Here is a 17,344-nt window from a genome sequence, read left to right as displayed (position 1 = left end):
CGCATACCAACGTAAAGAATCCATCCGTACCATCGTGACTTTTTGCCGAGACGCTGACCTTTCGCCGGAAGCCATTCGCCGCCGCATGAGAGCATTTTTTGACCGGCATCCGAAGTTCTCGGACCCACTTGATGCGATTGGTGAAAAGGAGTTGGATGTAGAAGCCGCCAATGAAATTGTTCAATTGATTGAAGGGTATGACGACGCGGAGCATTTGTACTGGGAAACACGCCGTCTACTTGATGAACGATTTCGAGCCGATTGGGCTACGATTAATTTATCAGCAATGACATATAGAGAAAAAACTCTTTCTCCATCATCACAGTTCCTGTTTGAACAACTAGTTACCGAATTAAGGGACCTTGTACCATTCGATCAGCAAGTAACATTTTTGACTAGTTTTTTTAATAACCTCAAAATTATTGATTCTTACTTAAATGAGAGTGTTTGGGAGATATTGATATACGGATTTTTCGACTCTCTATACTCACGTTATAAGCTAGAATATTTGCCTGTCATAGACGCACTCAGTTGTGAGCCGGAGGTCGAGGAGCGCATTCGAGCGCCGATTGGAATTAAACAGATGGAGGAACTTCTAAATGTCGTCAAATCTCAACACGGTCTTAGCTGACTGCGAAAAACAAGCCGAGGTATTGGTCGAAGAGATTGGGAAACACCGCACCGCTCGCGTACTCAGCGAACAAACTGCGGATTCTCTAGAAAAATTGTGCATAGCACTGGGAGATATCCATGAAAAAATCCAGCCCTTCACAGCTATCGTTTCCCGTCGGAGACTCATTAGTTTGAGTGTGGGATATGTAATTAATTTAGGGCTCCTTCTGATAATCGTTGTAATGCTTCTTGCCCAATAACTGGAGGTTCCCGGTAATTAATGTCCGCTATGTGTGGAAACGGTGCCGTAGCAGGTGCCAACGAGACGGTCATAAGTCTTCTTGCCATTTAATTCGCAACGGACGGGCTTGCCGAGGACGAGGTCGCGCATGAACTTCTTCGAGGTTTCCCTAAGTATCTATTAGTTCCTGTGATAAGAGGCGTATGCGGTGAACAAAAATTTGTGAATGATGAAGAATACTCAAAACTGAATAACCAGACTGAATAAGCCGGGAATTTGAAAACTGCAATTTATGTTGAATTTTTTTTACGTTTAAGAGTTTTAAAGATCACAACGGAATGGTCTTAATCTATTCAAACTTTGCAGCCGCTTCCGCAATGATCTTGTCCGTTTCCACCTTCACAAAAGCTGCTTCATCCCCAGGTACGTATTCACTTTCGACATTTAAAAGACTTATACCGAGGCCGAGTGATGAAGGCCAATCACCACTACTCCACATTTGGTCTGCCGACTTTCGGGATTGTTTCATCAGGGCTTTTCGTTCTCCTGTTGAAGCGTTGCCATACATTTCTTTTAATGGGCCAATTGTCTGGTAAATGTTGTTAAAGTAAGCCCTCGTTGCAGATTCATTCGCATTACGGACTCGCAACATTATATCCTCAAGCTCTTGACGCATAACGCTACCCCGTGCCTCACGCCACAAATCAAATAATCCCATGTTACCCCCCTTTTTAATTGCAAACATCCGTTTAAGGCGTATGTCAACTGATCGACGCAACACATGCGTTTAATCTCTCTGCTGGCGTTTCAAATTTCATTGTTTTGCGAGGCCGTTCGTTTAACTGGCGAGTTGTCTTGTTGAGGGCGCTTTGGGAAGGTACTGCCTGAGCAATCGATTGGTGTTCTCATTGAAACCGCGTTTCCACGGACACTGCGAATCACAAAAATAAACGTCAACATCCGTTGCCAGCGATCCCATATCTCAGACTTCTGTTTACTCGTAAAATATATCCGGGGTCATCGTTCTATCTAAACACTTCATCTATTCAATAAAGACTAAAGTGTTGCGGCGACCTATTGAAAACACCCCTACAAGCAGACGTTCCTAAAATTTATATCAGTGAACATCCCTTGATCTATGGCTCTCATACGGCTTAATTAAAACACCTTCGAAGTCTCTAGGCTAAAAGGCCGTGCCGCCGGTGAACTATTTCAACTTCATTATCCAAAACTGGCGCTTTCTGGTATTTGGCATTGTCCTTAATTTATTTTCTAGTGCGGGACAGACCTATTTCATTTCTGTCTTTGGGGGAGAGTTTCGACGCGACTTTTCTTTGAGCGATGGAGAGTTCGGATTCATCTATATGGTGGCGACTGTTACCAGCGCCGCGAGCTTGATTTGGCTCGGCCGGTTTATCGACCGGATTGATCTCCGCATTTATGCTGCCTTGGTATGTGCGGGAATTGTCGCTGCCATATTGTTCACGTCTATCGTTGAGACCGCGTTCATGCTTGGCGTTGCATTTTACTTTCTGCGTCTCATGGGCCAGGGATTAATGAACCACACTGCCATAACGTCGATGGGACGATATTTCACGGAACGGCGGGGTACGGCGATTGGTTTTATCAGTCTCGGCAATACAATTGGCATCGCTATTTATCCGGTGATGGGCGTCGTTCTCATCGCTTGGCTTGGCTGGAGCGAAAGTTGGGCGTTGCTCGGCGGTGTCTATGCGATTGTTCTCGTGCCGTTGGTCTTGTGGCTTTTGAAAGGCCATAAAGTTCGGCATGAAAATTATTTGATCAAGCAGCACAAAGAATCATCCCTAAGAGGACCAAGCAGTGGCGACTACACGGTCCGATCAATGATCCGAGAATTACGCTTCTATCTTATTTTACCGGCAACGCTCGCGCCGTCCTTTTTGCTTACAGGGGTCATTTTTCATCAAGTTAGAATCGTTGAAGCCAAAGAATGGTCCATGTCAATTTTCGCCAGCGGTTTTACAGGCTTGGCCATCGCGACGTTTCTAACCTCATTAGCACTTGGACCCTTGGTGGATAAGTGGCGCGCGGTCAACATACTGCCCTTCATTCTTGTTCCCTTAGCCGTGGCACTTGTCGTGCTGAACATGTTTCAGGCAGAGATATTTAGTTTTGTGTTTTTGATCTTCATGGGCTGCAGTTGGGGTGCTGCCTTTGCAGTTTCCGGCGCGATTTGGCCGGAACTTTATGGAACAACCCATTTAGGGGCGATCAAGTCGTTCACAAAAGCCTTAAATGTATTTGCCAGCGCCCTATCCCCTTGGGTATTCGGTTTGTTATTCGATGCTAAATTTGGGATTTTAGAAATCAGCTATTTAAGCATTGGAATTATTTTTGTAACCGGATTATTGGCGAAAATTTCACAGTACACCCATAGCCAGGAACCATTGAAGAAAGCCTCTTAAAGGTGCCCCTAGGGAAGGGCCGTTTTGGTTCAAGTTCGGAAGTTTTCGCGGGTATCAATTCACATCTGCTTGGCTCCCTGTTGGCGGACGTAAATTATAGTTGTCGCTAACGATCGCCTCGGCCATTAGCGAACGTTTAGAAAATCATTTTATAGCTTCTGATTGCCGCTACTCGTTGCTGTGATTTTAAACCATCGAGTTGCCGTTTGGAGGAAATCTTTTGTGTGGTAACATTTGGAGTAATAGCCGAAACGCTTTTTCTTTAGTCGCGCACAACCAGTACGGAACAACTTGCATGGCGAACAACGCGGGCGGCATTCGGACCTAGCAAATAGTCCTCCATGCTTGGGCGATGCGAACCCATGACAATCAAGTCCGCAGAGATTTCTCCCGCAACCCGCAAAATTTCTTCATAGGGTGAGCCGATGCCAACGATATGCTGAACTTGAATGCCTGCCGGTACGTTGGCCGCGACCCATTCACGCAGTTTGCCGACGGCTAGATCGAGCGATTGCTTCTCGTGATCTTTAGGGAAAAAGTTGCTGACGATGCTCATACCAAAATCTGGCACCACCACCATGGCATGGATCGTTGATCCAAATGCTTCTGCATATTCTATCGCAGTCGGCAGTGACTTTTGCCAAGTTTTGTCGTGTTCGAGATCAATGGCGAGAAGGATATGTTTGAACATGTGCCTGTTCTCCAATCAATTAGTCGGGGTGGTTGCGGTGGTGCCCGGGAGAACCCTACGACGACGCTGCATGACAATAATGAAACCCAGCAGCAGCAAGGCAGGGATGAATATTAACTGCTTTGGAGGCTGCGATACAGGGGCCATGACAGTTAGAATTTTCTGCTCAAAATCCAATCCGGCTTTTTTAGCGGCACTATCAAATTTCGCATCATCAATAAGGACCGATTTATCTTTTACCAATAATTCAAGGCCATAAGCTTCAATGCGTTTTGCTCCTGTTGCTTCATTCCCGACAGTCATCAACGCGGTAAATGTCATCGGATCTCCGACTTCATTTTCTCCTTTTACAATCAGGCGAATTTCCGAGCCTGGAGTGGCCTTACCAACCACCTCAGTAATAGCGGTGGGGCTTTCTTCGGAAAATGGCGGCGCGATCATATCCATCCAGAACCCTGGTCGGAAAAGACTAAAGGCGACAAGAACCAGCAAAACCGATTCCCACAGCTTCGACCGCACAATGAAGTATCCTTGTGTCCCTGCGGTGAACAAAAGTATCGCCGCGGTCGCAATTACAAACACGACCGCTCCCTGCGTAATGCTTACATCGATCAATAATAATTCCGTATTGAAGATAAACAGGAACGGAAGCAGGGCTGTCCGCAAGCTATAGACAAAGGCAACAACACCGGTGCGAATAGGGTCTCCGCCAGAAACTGCCGCCGCCGCAAATGACGCCAGTCCAACAGGGGGTGTGACGTCCGCCATGATGCCGAAATAGAAGACAAAAAGATGCACGGCGATCAAGGGGACGATCAGGCCGTTCTGCTGGCCAAGGCTGACGATTACAGGTGCCAATAAAGACGATACAACAATGTAGTTTGCCGTCGTGGGCAATCCCATGCCCAGGATTAAGCTCAGGATAGCCGTAAAAATTAAGATCAGCAGAATTTGCCCTTGTGCCAGGAACTCAACCAACTCAGCCAGCACCAGACCGACGCCGGTTTGTGAAACGGTGCCAACGATAATCCCGGCTGCTGCAGTGGCGATGCCAATACCGATCATATTCCGGGCACCGAAAATCATGCCATCGATTAACTCTGAAAATCCCTGCGCAATTTTTCCGTCGGCGGATTCCTTGCGAAACATTGCAAACAACATGCGTTGAGTCAGCAGAATAAAGACCATCAAGATGACAGCCCAGAAGGCGGATAACTCCGGTGACAACCGTTCGATCATCAGGCACCAAATCAGAACACCGACCGGTAACAAGAAGTGCAATCCAGCCATGATTGTTGGCTTCGGTTCGGGCAGGTCTATGATCGGTGAATTTGGATCATCAATAACCAAGTCAGGGAAAGATGCGCATTTCGAAACCAACCAAACGTAAAGCCCAAGAATGCACGCCCCGGCAATCCAAGGCGTTAACTGTGCGCCGAATAGATCCCGTACTAAATTAATGGCGTAGAACGTTCCAAATGCGCCAATAACGATATTGCAAAGGACAATCGCGCCTGTTGAGAGGAGTTTCTCCCGTGTGCCTGGATGCGCTTTCTTATGGACCGAATTTAGGAGTCCAAATTCCAGTAAGACCAGAGCCGCGATCACCAACACGCGATTCATGTTACTGCCGAGCAAATCAAAAGCTTCGGACAAATAATACAACCCGCCCCCCATAGCGAGAATGGCAGCAAGGGTGATGCCAAATGACATCAAAGCTATTTTAGTCGGCTTTGGTTCTACCGCCCGGGGCAGACCCTGCATGTCCATCTTCATGGCTTCCAGATGCACGATATAAACGAGAGCGATGTAGGAAATGATGGCGGGCACGAAGGCGTGTTTGACCACAGCGAAATAACTGATATCGACGTATTCGACCATTAAGAAAGCGGCGGCACCCATGACGGGCGGCATAATCTGGCCATTGACCGATGACGCAACTTCAACAGCGCCGCTTTTTTCAGCGGAAAAGCCGACCCGCTTCATCATTGGAATGGTGAACGTGCCCGTTGTAACCACGTTGGCGATGGACGATCCAGAAATTAGACCCGTCATGCCGGAGGCGACAACAGCCGCCTTTGCTGGTCCGCCTCGCATGTGTCCCATAAGAGAGAACGCGACTTTGATGAAATAGTTGCCGGCCCCCGCCTTATCGAGCAGGGCGCCAAACAATACAAACAGAAAAACGAGGCCGGTGGAAACACCTAGGGCAATGCCGAAGACACCCTCAGACGATAACCATTGATGATCTGCAACAGCTCCGAAGCTGGCACCTTTCCAGGCCAGAATTCCAGGAGCATAGGGCCCTAAAAACGTATAGCCAAGAAACACTGTTGCGACCACCATCAAGGGGGGCCCCAGTGCCCGGCGCGTGGCTTCCATTAATATCACAATACCAATACACGCCATGACGATGTCGAGCGTATTTGGGTTTCCAGGGCGGTCTGATAATCTGGAGCCCAGCAAACTATCAATGAGGACACTGTCGAAAACGAAGAGATACATCGTCGCAATGATGCCAACGATCGCCAGAACCCAATCGATCAGCGGTATCGTATTTCGCGGCGAACTCTTGAAAGCCGGATAGGCCAAGAAAGTCAGTAAGATTGAAAAAGAAAGATGGATAGGTCGGGCTTCTTTGCCCGAAAAAACACCCCAGTGCAGTATGAAGGGAAAAGGAGATGCAATCCAAACTTGCCAGATCGACCAGATCAGCGCAGTCGCGGCGAGGAATTTAACAATATTTGCATTGTCGGGTGCGCGCCCGCCAGTATCGGTTGACGCAACCAGGTCATCAAGCTCATCCGAGCTCATTGGTCCGGTTGTTTGTTCCTCACTGCTCATAGCGTGTCCCCACTTAGTCTTAGAAATTTGAACAGATAATCAAAAAAGAAGGGGCAGTGGTTTGATCCACTGCCCCAAATTGTTCAGGCCTACTTCCAGCCTTTTTCTTTATAGTACCGTAAGGCACCTTCATGAAGCGGTGCCGACAGATTGTTGACGATCATATGCTTCGGCTTTAGATGAGCAAACGCTGGGTGCATCTTGCGGAAGCGTTTGATGTTGTCAAAGACGGCTTTAACGATTTGATAAACCGTATCGGCACTTGTCGCCGTTGACGAGACAAATGTAGCGCCAACGCCAAATGTTGTGACGTCTTTGGGTGTCCCTTTATACATGCCGCCCGGAATGGTCGCCATTGCATAGTAATCGTTGTCGGATGCAAGTTTCCGAACAACAGCATTGTCGACTTTGACGATGACTGAATCGCACGACGTGCTGGCTTCTTTAATAGAACCATTCGGATGACCCACAGTGAATACCATGGCATCAACTTTGTTATCGCAAAGGGCAGCGGATTGTTCGGAAGATTTTAGTTCCGAAGCTAAGGCAAAGTCGGACATTTTCCAGCCCATTTTTCCCATCAGAACTTCCATCGTGCCACGCTGTCCTGAACCCGGGTCGCCGACGTTGACGCGTTTTCCTTTTAGATCATCAAAGGATTTGATGCCGCTGTCAGCACGGGCAACAACGGTGAAGGGCTCTGGGTGTACGGAGAACACAGCCCGCAAAGCCTTGAAGGCGCCTTTGGGGAATTGCTTCGGTGCCGTGCCATGGTAACCATGGTATTGCCAGTCAGATTGTGCCACACCCATGTTGAGGTTTCCGGCGCGGATACCATTGATATTTTTCGTTGAGCCACCGGTTGTATGAGTACATTTGATGTCGTGCTTTTTGGTTCGTCTGTTCACCAATTTACAGATCGCACCGCCGACCTGGTAATAAACGCCGGTTTGTCCGCCGGTACCGATGGTGATGAACTTTTCAGCTTGAGCTGTCGGAGCAAGAGCCATCACACCAAATCCAAACACGGTCGCGATAGCTGCATTTTTGTATAGTCTAGTCAGTTCCATTTTTCCCTCCCTGGGGTTTGTTGTCGCCTTGGTATAACTTTGATCATCCCACAACGATATCCAAACACGTTTTGAAATCATCAGAATAAACAGGGTGCGACAGTCTCCCCTGATCGTTCAACTAAAATCTCATCTAAATTTTATGCGGCTGCTCCCCGTGCCTGCCAATTCGTTGCTGCCTGCTCCGGCGAAAGCTCGCTTGTCACGGCTTCAACCGCATCTGAAAGACGATCTGTTAAATCTTCAATATCTTCTTTACGAACGATATACGGAGGGGCCAGCAAAACATGGTCTCCGTGAACGCCATCAATCGTACCGCCCATAGGATAGCACATCAAACCGCGCGCCATGGCAGCAGCTTTAATTGCAGCATGTATTTTTAAATTAGGATCGAAGGGTGCTTTGGTCTCTCTGTTGGCGACAATTTCGATTGCTCGAAATAACCCACGCCCGCGGATGTGTCCGACAAAGCGATGATTGCCAAACCGCCCAACCAGGGCATCATCAAGGTCCCTCCCCCGGTCGACAACGGCAGTTAGTAAATCTTGGTCCTCAATGGTGTCTTGTACGGCCAGAGCCGCGGCGCAGGCGACCGCATGCCCCATATAGGTATGACTGTGTTGGAATGCCCCAGACCCTGTTTGAATTGCATGATAGATAGCGTCCGTGACTAATAACGCCCCGATGGGCTGGTATCCCGCCCCCAGACCTTTGGCGATGGCGATCATGTCGGGCTGGATATCTTCTTGTTCACAAGCGAACATCGTGCCGGTTCGGCCCATACCACACATTACTTCGTCCAGGATTAATAAAACCCCATAGCGGTCACAAATTTCCCGAATGCGTTTGAAATACCCGGGCACCGCCGTTGCCGCCCCCAAGGTCGCGCCGACAACGGGTTCTGCAAAGAAACCAGCTACGGTCTCTGGCCCCCGTGCGATGATTGAAGCCTCTAACTCGTCAGCGACCCGATTGCCATAATCGATTTCTGTTTCCGAAGTATGCTGTCCTCGCCACGCATGACAGGGCGAAATGTGGTCCACATCCATTAATAGTGGCTCATAAGGCACACGTCGGAATTGGTTTCCCCCGACCGATAAAGCTCCCAAGGTGTTGCCATGGAAGCTTTGGCGTCTAGCAATGAAATGCCGCCGTTCGGGTTGCCCGATTTCAAGAAAATATTGCCGTGCCAGTTTCAGTGCCGATTCTATGGCCTCTGATCCACCCGAAAGGAAATAAACCTGATCGAGATTTCCAGGCGCCTTTGCGGTCAGCTTATCAGCCAGCGTTTCCATCGCTTCCGTCGTAAAAAAACCACTGTGAGCAAAGGCAAGTTTATCCATCTGACTTTGCATCGCATGACGTACATTCATGTCAGAATGGCCTAGCACAGAAACCGCGGCACCGCCGGATCCGTCCAGATACTTGTTGCCGTCGGCGTCGTAAATCCAGATGCCCTCCCCGCGCACAGCGACGGGGAGTTCCGTCAGGGTCTGGCGATGAAACACATGCCCCATCAGTATACTCCGTCCGACAAACCAGGACCGTCACCAGAATTCCAATAAGTCCCGAACTTCTCTAAGTGATCTTCTGTTTGCTTCAGTCGGTCCACAGCTTGCTCACCGCCTTCTGCTACAAGATAGGCGACAATTGCTTCGGCCAGTGCCATGGCGGCGGCCAGGGAACGGAAAAATGACGGACTATCATTTGCGACAACAAATGATTTTCTGGCTCCCTGTGCCAGAGGGGATAAGGGGCTGTCCGTCATCGCGACGACGTCAGCTCCGACCGAAATGCCATGATGTGCAGCCCGAACGGTGCCCCGTGTATAGGCATCAAACCCAATGGCGATTAGGACATCTCCCTTTTGCAGGTCAGCCAAATCGTCCGCCACGGTTGCTGCGACACCATTGGCCAAAACGACATTATTTTTAAACATGCGAAAGGCGTAATGCAGATAGTATGCGATAGGGTAGCATTTACGCATGCCAACCACATAGATCCGTCGCGCCTGATCCAGCAACGTCGCAAGCTCGGAAAGGTCAGCGTCTGACGTGGATAAAAAAGTATTCTGTAAATTTAGGTTTCCGTTTTGCACAATTTCTTGCAGCAGGTCAGATCCGTGCGACTTGTCCTGATCATCACCCCGTGTCTGCAAAGTTCGAGCGCGATCAACGTAGCGGTCTCCGTGGGTGCGTAAGCGTTGTTGAAAGGGTTTTCGGAATTCTGCATAGCCGGAAAAATCAAGTTCCCGAGCCAGACGGACAAGTGTCGATGGTTGTATCCCCGCATGCGCTGCGACGGTCCGCATGGAATTAAGCGCTACATCGTCCGGCGCATCCAGAACATACCGTGCTGCCAATCTGAGTTGCGGGCTAAGCGATGGAAAAACCTTTTCCAACCGGGCTGTCAATCTTGATGTCTCGTTCATGCGCCCCATCCACACATTGATATAATCCGATCCGCGGTTTGATCCGTTAATGGACTTCAACCATGAGCCTATAGGGCAAAAATTACCTGTGCAACAAATGATTTATTAAATGAAATTTTAAATCATTTGTGTCATTATAAAATTTCTTCTCAGTGATTATCTGTTCCTTGTCGATTTAGTCGGAATAATTCCTATTCCCTAAATTTTTCGCCTTGTCCGCAAACATCCAGAAAGGTTCCCAGAGTGCTATGCTACCGTCCGCTGTCGTGTAATCATCGCTCCTCCCAACGCGCCCGTTATAACTTGAGTTGCTCTGCCCCCTACAAGCGGACATCAAATATGAATAAGCGAAACTGTAGATTTCGCATAAAAAAATTTATGCTGGGTAGCCTTAGACCTTGCTTCAATTTTTGGGAAAAGGATCACTACTGGCGAACAACTACTTTCTCTCGGGTAGGTGCATGTTGATTTTGCCTGCTGTACAATACCAGTCTGAACTTGGAGAACTTGTATGACATTGGTTACATGGAATGACTCATATAAAACCGGTATCGAGTCGATTGATTTTGAGCATGAAAAATTGATCAATGAAATAAACGCTGTTTGTGAGCGCATATCTGAGGGCTGCAGCGATGATAAAACATATACATTTCTAGCAGAAATCCACGCCATGATTGAGGCGCATTTTGCGTTGGAAGAAAAAATCATGCGTGACTATGGCTATGCCGAATATCCGCGCCATAAGCGTGATCACGACCAATTATTGGAAGACATTCGTGACATCATGAATTCAGTGGGTCATCGACACGACGCTGATTATGAGCATCTGCTGGCTGAACGGGTCGGCGATTGGTTCGGCCAGCACTTTGGAACCTTGGATCGAGACTTTCACTCATTGAAGAAGTAATTAACCTGCGCACGCTGAATAACGAATTTTTCTACTTTACAAAAAGCCCTTTGTTCGTGTTGAAACCGACTACCACAATTTGAGCGCCTGAAAGATCAATGATTTTATCATGGGTGTATGCAAATTTCTCAGTATCGCCATCATCGCTCATCCGGACTGTTAACCGGTGCCTGCCAACCGGTATTGGAAATGTTTGGTAGAATGCAGATGCGCCATCGCTCGACAATCCAGCGGGAGAAGCAGAGCCTTTATACAAAGGCTTGCCGTCAAGGCGAAGATCGATCCTAACAGGCCAACGTTCTCGCGGGCATGACAGGGCTGTGCGCATATTAGCGGCTAGTTTTGCCAGCTCTTTTCGACTTCTCTTTTGGCAGGCAACTTTACGCTGTCCCGGATGACTAAAGCTGAGTTTAATAAGAGCAAGGCCTGGTGCGATCGGCCGGTAGCTGGGCCAGACTGATAAGGCACCGACAAAAATGATGAACGCTAAATATGCCACGCTCTGACCGAGCAAAGCACTGATCGATCTTCGTCCCGTCTTTTCCGTTTCAACTTCTGTCCCGCCACCCTTGGCATATAACCGACGACGGTTTAGACGCTCAGTTTCCTCTATTTGAAGACGAGTTACATCGCCGTCCTTTCGGGTTCGGAAAAGTTCGCCAATACCTAATGTATATAATATCCAGGCAAACAGCGGACCGAATACAACCAACGGCAAAAGGACGTAATAGGGAAATCCACCTGAATCCATCATTCTGAATCCTTGTTCGAATTTTGAGCCATATTTTTAAGATCAGTTCTGAATTCCTCAACCGTGGCCTGAAACTTTTTTTCATCACCAAGTGCGCCCCAAAACGTGAGTAGCCGCTCGCGAGGTACCCGACGACGAAGATAGGGGTCCCGCTTCGCCGCTATTCTTTGTTGGGTCCAATTGATGCCAAATCGGTGGAAGCAATTACAGTCACGGCACCCTGACATGATAACCCCGTCAATCCCTTCGGCACTGACGGCGTAGTCTATAAATGAAGGCGGCAACATACCGATACACGGGAGACGAACTCCCACCATCTCGTCATTTGATAGAAGGTCTGTGGAGAGGCCGTGATCACAACCGAAAGCAATAAGTCGAGGCAGACTCTGGACCGTTTTTTTATTCAAATCTGCAATAGCCGCCGCTGTATCAGTGCGGAGCTGTGCAAGAGGAAAGTCCGGCAGATCAATCCCGGTGACGAGTTGTTCCTCCCGACGGAAGGGGGTGGAAACCGGGCAGGCTCCAACACAAATACCGCATCGCGTACACAGATCGGAATTTACATACGCTTCTTGTTCGAATGGCAGACCGTCGGTTCGGGGCCGCATGCTGACAGCGCCATAGGGACAATCTTCGTAACACCGCGCACAGCCATTGCATTTTTCTAAATAGACTTGCGCCGGTTTAGGGGGGCGTGCACGTGGCAGCCATGGCATTGCGAGCAATAGCAACGATACGCCGACTGTAATTGCCCAAAGCGCACCAGCCCCCCACTTATCGTAAAGTGGATAGGGGAATAAAAAGAACCAATCGAGGCCAAGATCAGTGGGCACGACTCCCAGGTCGGCCTCGCCCTGGCTGAGCGCTGGAAAAAAGACCGACAGAATTACAAGCGCGCTTAAGCTGCCAATCGCCAGGCCGCGCTTAGGATTCACCTTCGGACGTCCAATCCGAAGAATATGCACCCACATCAGGAACAAAAGAACCAATGGAACAAAGATATGCAAGAAAACAAGGAGCGTGAAAAAGCGGTCGTCCAAACTTCCCCGAGTTAGAAAGTTCGCAGCCACCGGCTCGCCAAATATCCCCAACCAGTCCAGCCACTCCATGGAGGCGACGGCGACATACTGAGCGAGCTTATCCCAGACCAGCCAATAGCCACCGATACCTGACATGTATAAAAACCAGAGCACCGGCACACCGGTAAACCAAGAGAACCACCGCACGCCGCGATACCGATCAAGAATGAATTCGCGGCCGAGATGCAAAACGGCTGTTACCACCATGGCATCAGAGGAATATCTGTGCAGACTTCGGATGATACCGCTGTAATACCACTGAGCGTGGGTCATGTGTTCAATGGATTGATACGCCCCGACCGCTGAGGTCTCGAAAAATATAAAGAGGTAGATTCCGCTGACTGCGGCAATCCAGAAAAAGAAAAAGGCCAGCGTGCCCAACTGGAGAAAGGGATTCCACGACGGTCCAAAGGCGCGGTCAAAAAGCGCTTCCACATCGCTGAGACGATTTTGCAGCACCCGCCTTATCAAATTATCCTCCAAACTTCCGCACATCGGAACCATCTCTCCTCAAACGGTTGAAGGAAAGATAATTCGCTTTGATTGTAATGAGTGATCAACCTATTAAACGGACCTATTGGGTGTGGGTGGTCCGCCCCGCCGCCATTCACGAACGACAAAGGTGCCGAGGATAAAGATAAAGACGATCCCCACACCGATACGAATAAACAGGCCGTAATCGAAGCGGTACCGTCCCAATAGAGGATCATAGATGGTACAAAAAAGCCGTATCTTTTTTACCAGATCATCGAGACTGGCGTAAGGGGCTGAGGTTCCAAATATCAGTTCCTTCATAGGTTCGACGAGCTGCGGCACGTCAAAATTTTCACCGTAAATTTGGCGATAAACAGTGCCGTCTTTATCCAGCACTGTTACCTGTGACAAATGATCAAACCCCTTCGCTGAGCGAAAATAAACGAACCCCAGGGCGTCCGAAACCCCGACGATGTCGGCGAGGTCACCGCTTAAGAATTTCCAATTTGATCGGCTTACCCCCCTTTGCTTGGCGTAATAGGCCATGCGCTTGAGCCCATCAACGCCAGCATCAAAGCCGATTGTGATGACGTTAAATGCGGTGTCCCCCAATATATCGAAAGCAGCCTCTGAGGCGTCCAAAAGTGTTTCTGTAATGACAGGACACGTGTTGAGACAACTGGTGTAGATCATATTGACGACAAGGGGTTTGCCCCGAAAGTCCGATAATTTTACAGCCTTACCTTTGCGATCTTGAAATTGGAAATCACCAACAGCACGGCCAATAGCGGCTTGACTGATGGCGAGGGCCTCTTCGGGAGATTTGGCTGTTTCGGTTTGCGCCTGGGCGAATGAAATGAAACTTAGGCCGAAACCTATTGCCAGGATCACATTAGCAAATACGCGGATTAAAATTATAGGTTTCATAATTTTTCAATATAAACCAGCGGGCGGCCCCTGAAGGACCGCCCGCCCAGGTCTATCTAAGCCAAACCCCATACACTCGCCAGATACTTCCAATTGACGAAGTAGTAGAGAATGAACGAAGCCAGGAAGATCATTGCTAACATGAAAGTACCTGGAACTTCCATCGTACCGGCACCGCCGTAACTGGCGACTGGTCCCGCAGCAATAGGTTCTGCTGCCGGTTCCGGAGCCTTGGCAACCTTGGGCTTACCCCAAAGGATCGTGCCGACCATGTTGAGGATAAAGATGAAGCCACCGACACCGGCGATAAGAGCCGCTACCCCATTCAGACCCATCATCAGATAGGCCGCTGCGGGGAAGTCATACCCCATCGTCGCGTCAGCGAACCCCATATCCCAATGTCGGCGCGGCACGCCAAGTGTTCCGGCCCCCATCATGAAGGTCGAAACTGCCGCCATGCCGAGCCCAAACATATAGGGCTGCCATTTTGCCAAGCCTGGCAGGAATAATTCTTTCTGCCACAGTGTCGGCACCAGCCAGTAGGACATGGCCATAAACGCCAAGGTCGTCCCCACAACCACGGTGCCGTGGAAGTGACCCGGAACATAGAGCGTGTTATGGACGATGATGTTGAGCTGTTCTGTCCCCATCATGACACCCGTAATGCCGCCCAAGAACCCGAACAACACAACCGATAAGGCAAAGGCTGAAAATACGGGATTGCCCCACGGTGCCTTACGCAACCATTCGAACAGGCCCTTATTATAGCCTTTCTTGCGCTGCGCTGCTTCGACTGCACCCGGTACCGTTAGTCCGTGGATCATGCTGCCCAATACCGCCAGATATAAAGCGTAGCTGGTGTTGAAGATTTTGTATTCGGAGCTTAGTCCCGGTTCCACCAATAGATGGTGCACACTGGCGAGTTGCAGGAAAAGAATGTAGAGCAGAAAGGCCGTACGGCTGACTTTTTCCGACAGCGGTTTAGCGTTGAATAAAATCGCCGCTAACGCGTACCAGATTGCAATCTGCGCAACGACGTTAATCTGCTGCGATGAATGGCCCATTGCCCACCAGATAACCTTGTACATAAGGGTGTCTATGTGACCGATGTAGCCGACCGACCAGAACAGAGTCGGGACTAAAATAATTGCCCCGGCGGCAATGGTGAAGACCGCAATGACCCCCGCCACCGTCGCACCAAATACCACAAGTGGAACCGATCCTTTATATGTTCGCTCCTGGCGGGCGATCACCAAGGTGCCAAAAAATACAAAAGTTCCCAACAGTGCACCAACGGCAAATACGATGATCCCGAGATAGAAATCGGGTGCCGCCTGCATCGGAACATATGATGTAAACATGACGCTTGAGTCGCCCCGCAGAACGGCAACGTTGGTCACAAGTGCGCCGATGAACATCATCCAATACGCAACCCATGCGACTTTAGGTGCCGCGAGTCGACAATTTAAAAGCACCGCCGAACAAAAATACAGCAGGGCAATTTCGAAGAAGATGATCCAGACTAAAAGAACATCAAGACCATGCGCCGTCAGCGCCATATAAAACAAATCAGCGGGCAGTAAGTGAACTGCCGGCCATCTGGTAAGAGCGACGGAGATACCAAACAGGCCGCCGATCAAAAGGAAAACCACTGCGGTCACAGCGTTCCATTTGATCAACTTGTCAGCCTGCAAACAAATTTTAAATCCTGTATCAGGACATATTCTGAATTGTGCGTTTGCCATTATTCCATACCCCTACTTATCGACCACATACATTTTACCCGCCATAGTGTGATGGCCGATGCCGCAGAATTCATTGCAAATAACCCCAAAGGTACCCGAAGAATTTGGTGTTATTTTTACAACCATTTCGTATTCAGGATGGATTTGAAGATTGATATTTTCGGGCAACAGAGAGAACCCATGCTGCCAATCAAGAGACGATAAATGCAGCCTGTAAGATTTCCCTTTTTCTAATTCCAGTATTGGCCACCACTCCCATAACCGAGCCAGCATATAAATGTCACTGCCAGCAGGGGGGCGAACAACTGGGATATCTGTTTTAGGTTCTGTCCGAACCGTATATTTCTTAGCGAACGCTTCAGTTTTTTGAGCGTACACCTCTGGTACAACTTTATAGGCCTCGTTGGATAGATTTTGGTTACCCGCGATATGCCAGTACGGCATCATGAAGAACATGATGAGACACCAAACCAGTGCAATGGTTATCCAAAGAACTTCTGAGCGTTCGATAGGTTCATTCCACCAAACTCTCTTTTCAGGAGGGAAAATAGACATGAAAGATTCCTTTAATTATTGCGCGAGAGGTATGCTTGTAATCTCCATTACACCCCAAAGGATGTAGAACACCGTTGGGAACGTGACCCCCATAAAAAGGAGTAGAAATGGATTATCCAAAATTTGTTGCATGAACGGGATGTGCTCATCGTCGTTCTCATCCGGACCTGTAGTATTCGTATCAGTATCAGCCATGGGCATTTTTCCTCTCATCATTTTCCACTCGATGCGAATGGACAAACCGGCAGCCTGAAGTGGGCCACAGAGTCGGGAGCTGATCCTTGACCGAAGTCAATTATGCTAATTGGAATTTTTGAAATTTGAGAAAAATTTTTTGATCTAGAGCCAAGGCTGTGCGGCTTTATCAATCATCAGAGCGACGAAGATCAGGAACAGATAAAAGATCGTGAAGAAGAACATCGGTCGTGCCTTGGATGCGGGATCATCGGTGCGGTCATCCATGCGCCAAACGCGGATGGAATGGCGCATCAGGCCAATGCCGAGAAGGATTGCCGCCGTACCATAAATCGCCCCGGCCATGCCTGTGAAGACAGGGGCCAAGGTCAAGGG

Annotated in this window: 16 protein-coding genes and 1 pseudogene; 3 read left to right on the top strand and 14 right to left on the bottom strand. The window is 48.9% G+C overall.

What is annotated here, in order from left to right; genetic code table 11:
- The coding region (locus tag HOM51_06600; protein MBT5034175.1) for a hypothetical protein at positions 1 to 631 on the top strand (631 nt) is incomplete at its 5' end.
- A 571-nt stretch (positions 632 to 1,202) separates the two neighbouring features.
- Here HOM51_06600 and HOM51_06595 read toward each other — a convergent pair.
- Together HOM51_06595 and HOM51_06590 are read right to left on the bottom strand one after the other, a co-directional pair.
- Positions 1,203 to 1,571 carry a hypothetical protein gene (locus tag HOM51_06595; GenBank protein ID MBT5034174.1) on the bottom strand — a complete coding sequence of 123 codons (369 nt, stop codon included), beginning with the start codon at positions 1,569 to 1,571 and terminating at the stop codon, positions 1,203 to 1,205.
- Between the two features lie 43 nt (positions 1,572 to 1,614).
- Positions 1,615 to 1,826 (bottom strand): annotated as a pseudogene (locus tag HOM51_06590) (IS30 family transposase).
- A gap of 220 nt (positions 1,827 to 2,046) precedes the next feature.
- On the opposite strand from HOM51_06590, the gene HOM51_06585 reads away from it, so the two are divergent.
- Positions 2,047 to 3,300 carry an MFS transporter gene (locus HOM51_06585; protein ID MBT5034173.1) on the top strand — a complete coding sequence of 418 codons (1,254 nt, stop codon included), beginning with the start codon at positions 2,047 to 2,049 and terminating at the stop codon, positions 3,298 to 3,300.
- A gap of 262 nt (positions 3,301 to 3,562) precedes the next feature.
- On the opposite strand, the gene HOM51_06580 is transcribed toward HOM51_06585, so the two are convergent.
- The 5 genes from HOM51_06580 to HOM51_06560 all read right to left on the bottom strand — a co-directional run bounded on the left by HOM51_06580 (position 3,563) and on the right by HOM51_06560 (position 10,336).
- Positions 3,563 to 3,991 carry a universal stress protein gene (locus HOM51_06580; GenBank protein ID MBT5034172.1) on the bottom strand — a complete coding sequence of 143 codons (429 nt, stop codon included), beginning with the start codon at positions 3,989 to 3,991 and terminating at the stop codon, positions 3,563 to 3,565.
- Between the two features lie 15 nt (positions 3,992 to 4,006).
- On the bottom strand, positions 4,007 to 6,835 hold the full coding sequence (locus tag HOM51_06575; GenBank protein MBT5034171.1) for a TRAP transporter permease: 2,829 nt from the start codon (positions 6,833 to 6,835) through the stop codon (positions 4,007 to 4,009).
- 89 nt (positions 6,836 to 6,924) lie between these two features.
- Positions 6,925 to 7,905, bottom strand: coding sequence for a TAXI family TRAP transporter solute-binding subunit (locus tag HOM51_06570; protein MBT5034170.1), 981 nt, complete (start codon positions 7,903 to 7,905; stop codon positions 6,925 to 6,927).
- A 140-nt stretch (positions 7,906 to 8,045) separates the two neighbouring features.
- Entirely contained in the window at positions 8,046 to 9,425 is a 1,380-nt protein-coding gene (locus tag HOM51_06565) for an aspartate aminotransferase family protein (GenBank protein ID MBT5034169.1), read from the bottom strand.
- A complete protein-coding gene (locus HOM51_06560; protein ID MBT5034168.1) occupies positions 9,422 to 10,336 on the bottom strand; it encodes a MurR/RpiR family transcriptional regulator in 915 nt (304 codons plus the stop codon). Before HOM51_06560 ends, HOM51_06565 begins: the two co-directional genes overlap by 4 nt.
- 511 nt (positions 10,337 to 10,847) lie before the next feature.
- Between HOM51_06560 and HOM51_06555 the strand changes: the two genes are divergently transcribed.
- The gene (locus tag HOM51_06555) at positions 10,848 to 11,243 is read left to right on the top strand and encodes a bacteriohemerythrin (GenBank protein MBT5034167.1); all 396 of its coding nucleotides are present in this window, start codon (positions 10,848 to 10,850) and stop codon (positions 11,241 to 11,243) included.
- Between the two features lie 31 nt (positions 11,244 to 11,274).
- Here the strand turns inward: HOM51_06555 and HOM51_06550 are convergent, their stop codons facing one another.
- From HOM51_06550 to HOM51_06520, 7 genes are all read right to left on the bottom strand, one after another.
- Positions 11,275 to 11,997: a hypothetical protein gene (locus tag HOM51_06550; protein MBT5034166.1), complete on the bottom strand. Its 723-nt coding sequence runs from the start codon at positions 11,995 to 11,997 to the stop codon at positions 11,275 to 11,277.
- Entirely contained in the window at positions 11,994 to 13,568 is a 1,575-nt protein-coding gene (locus tag HOM51_06545; GenBank protein ID MBT5034165.1) for a hydrogenase iron-sulfur subunit, read from the bottom strand. Before HOM51_06545 ends, HOM51_06550 begins: the two co-directional genes overlap by 4 nt.
- 69 nt (positions 13,569 to 13,637) lie before the next feature.
- Complete coding sequence (locus tag HOM51_06540; protein MBT5034164.1) at positions 13,638 to 14,474, bottom strand: SCO family protein; 837 nt, start codon at positions 14,472 to 14,474, stop codon at positions 13,638 to 13,640.
- A gap of 56 nt (positions 14,475 to 14,530) precedes the next feature.
- A complete protein-coding gene (locus HOM51_06535) occupies positions 14,531 to 16,219 on the bottom strand; it encodes a cytochrome C oxidase subunit I (GenBank protein MBT5034163.1) in 1,689 nt (562 codons plus the stop codon).
- A gap of 12 nt (positions 16,220 to 16,231) precedes the next feature.
- Positions 16,232 to 16,774 (bottom strand): cytochrome C oxidase subunit II, encoded by a 543-nt coding sequence (locus HOM51_06530; GenBank protein ID MBT5034162.1) that lies wholly within the window; start codon positions 16,772 to 16,774, stop codon positions 16,232 to 16,234.
- Between the two features lie 15 nt (positions 16,775 to 16,789).
- A complete protein-coding gene (locus HOM51_06525) occupies positions 16,790 to 16,969 on the bottom strand; it encodes a hypothetical protein (protein MBT5034161.1) in 180 nt (59 codons plus the stop codon).
- A 144-nt stretch (positions 16,970 to 17,113) separates the two neighbouring features.
- Positions 17,114 to 17,344: protoheme IX farnesyltransferase (locus tag HOM51_06520; GenBank protein ID MBT5034160.1), on the bottom strand; the 231-nt coding region annotated here is incomplete at its 5' end.

The sequence above is a fragment of the Rhodospirillaceae bacterium genome (assembly GCA_018660465.1).
In the GTDB taxonomy this organism is placed as follows: domain Bacteria; phylum Pseudomonadota; class Alphaproteobacteria; order Rhodospirillales; family JABJKH01; genus JABJKH01.
This window is presented reverse-complemented; position numbering and strand designations above follow the sequence as displayed.

Excerpts from the sequence above, each read along its gene's own strand:
- HOM51_06595 (MBT5034174.1), bottom strand. The coding sequence starts at position 1,571 with ATGGGATTATTTGATTTGTGGCGTGAGGCACGGGGTAGCGTTATGCGT.
- HOM51_06580 (MBT5034172.1), bottom strand. The coding sequence starts at position 3,991 with ATGTTCAAACATATCCTTCTCGCCATTGATCTCGAACACGACAAAACT.
- HOM51_06575 (MBT5034171.1), bottom strand. The coding sequence starts at position 6,835 with ATGAGCAGTGAGGAACAAACAACCGGACCAATGAGCTCGGATGAGCTT.
- HOM51_06570 (MBT5034170.1), bottom strand. The coding sequence starts at position 7,905 with ATGGAACTGACTAGACTATACAAAAATGCAGCTATCGCGACCGTGTTT.
- HOM51_06560 (MBT5034168.1), bottom strand. The coding sequence starts at position 10,336 with ATGAACGAGACATCAAGATTGACAGCCCGGTTGGAAAAGGTTTTTCCA.
- HOM51_06555 (MBT5034167.1), top strand. The coding sequence starts at position 10,848 with ATGACATTGGTTACATGGAATGACTCATATAAAACCGGTATCGAGTCG.
- HOM51_06550 (MBT5034166.1), bottom strand. The coding sequence starts at position 11,997 with ATGATGGATTCAGGTGGATTTCCCTATTACGTCCTTTTGCCGTTGGTT.
- HOM51_06545 (MBT5034165.1), bottom strand. The coding sequence starts at position 13,568 with ATGTGCGGAAGTTTGGAGGATAATTTGATAAGGCGGGTGCTGCAAAAT.
- HOM51_06540 (MBT5034164.1), bottom strand. The coding sequence starts at position 14,474 with ATGAAACCTATAATTTTAATCCGCGTATTTGCTAATGTGATCCTGGCA.
- HOM51_06535 (MBT5034163.1), bottom strand. The coding sequence starts at position 16,219 with ATGGCAAACGCACAATTCAGAATATGTCCTGATACAGGATTTAAAATT.
- HOM51_06530 (MBT5034162.1), bottom strand. The coding sequence starts at position 16,774 with ATGTCTATTTTCCCTCCTGAAAAGAGAGTTTGGTGGAATGAACCTATC.
- HOM51_06525 (MBT5034161.1), bottom strand. The coding sequence starts at position 16,969 with ATGGCTGATACTGATACGAATACTACAGGTCCGGATGAGAACGACGAT.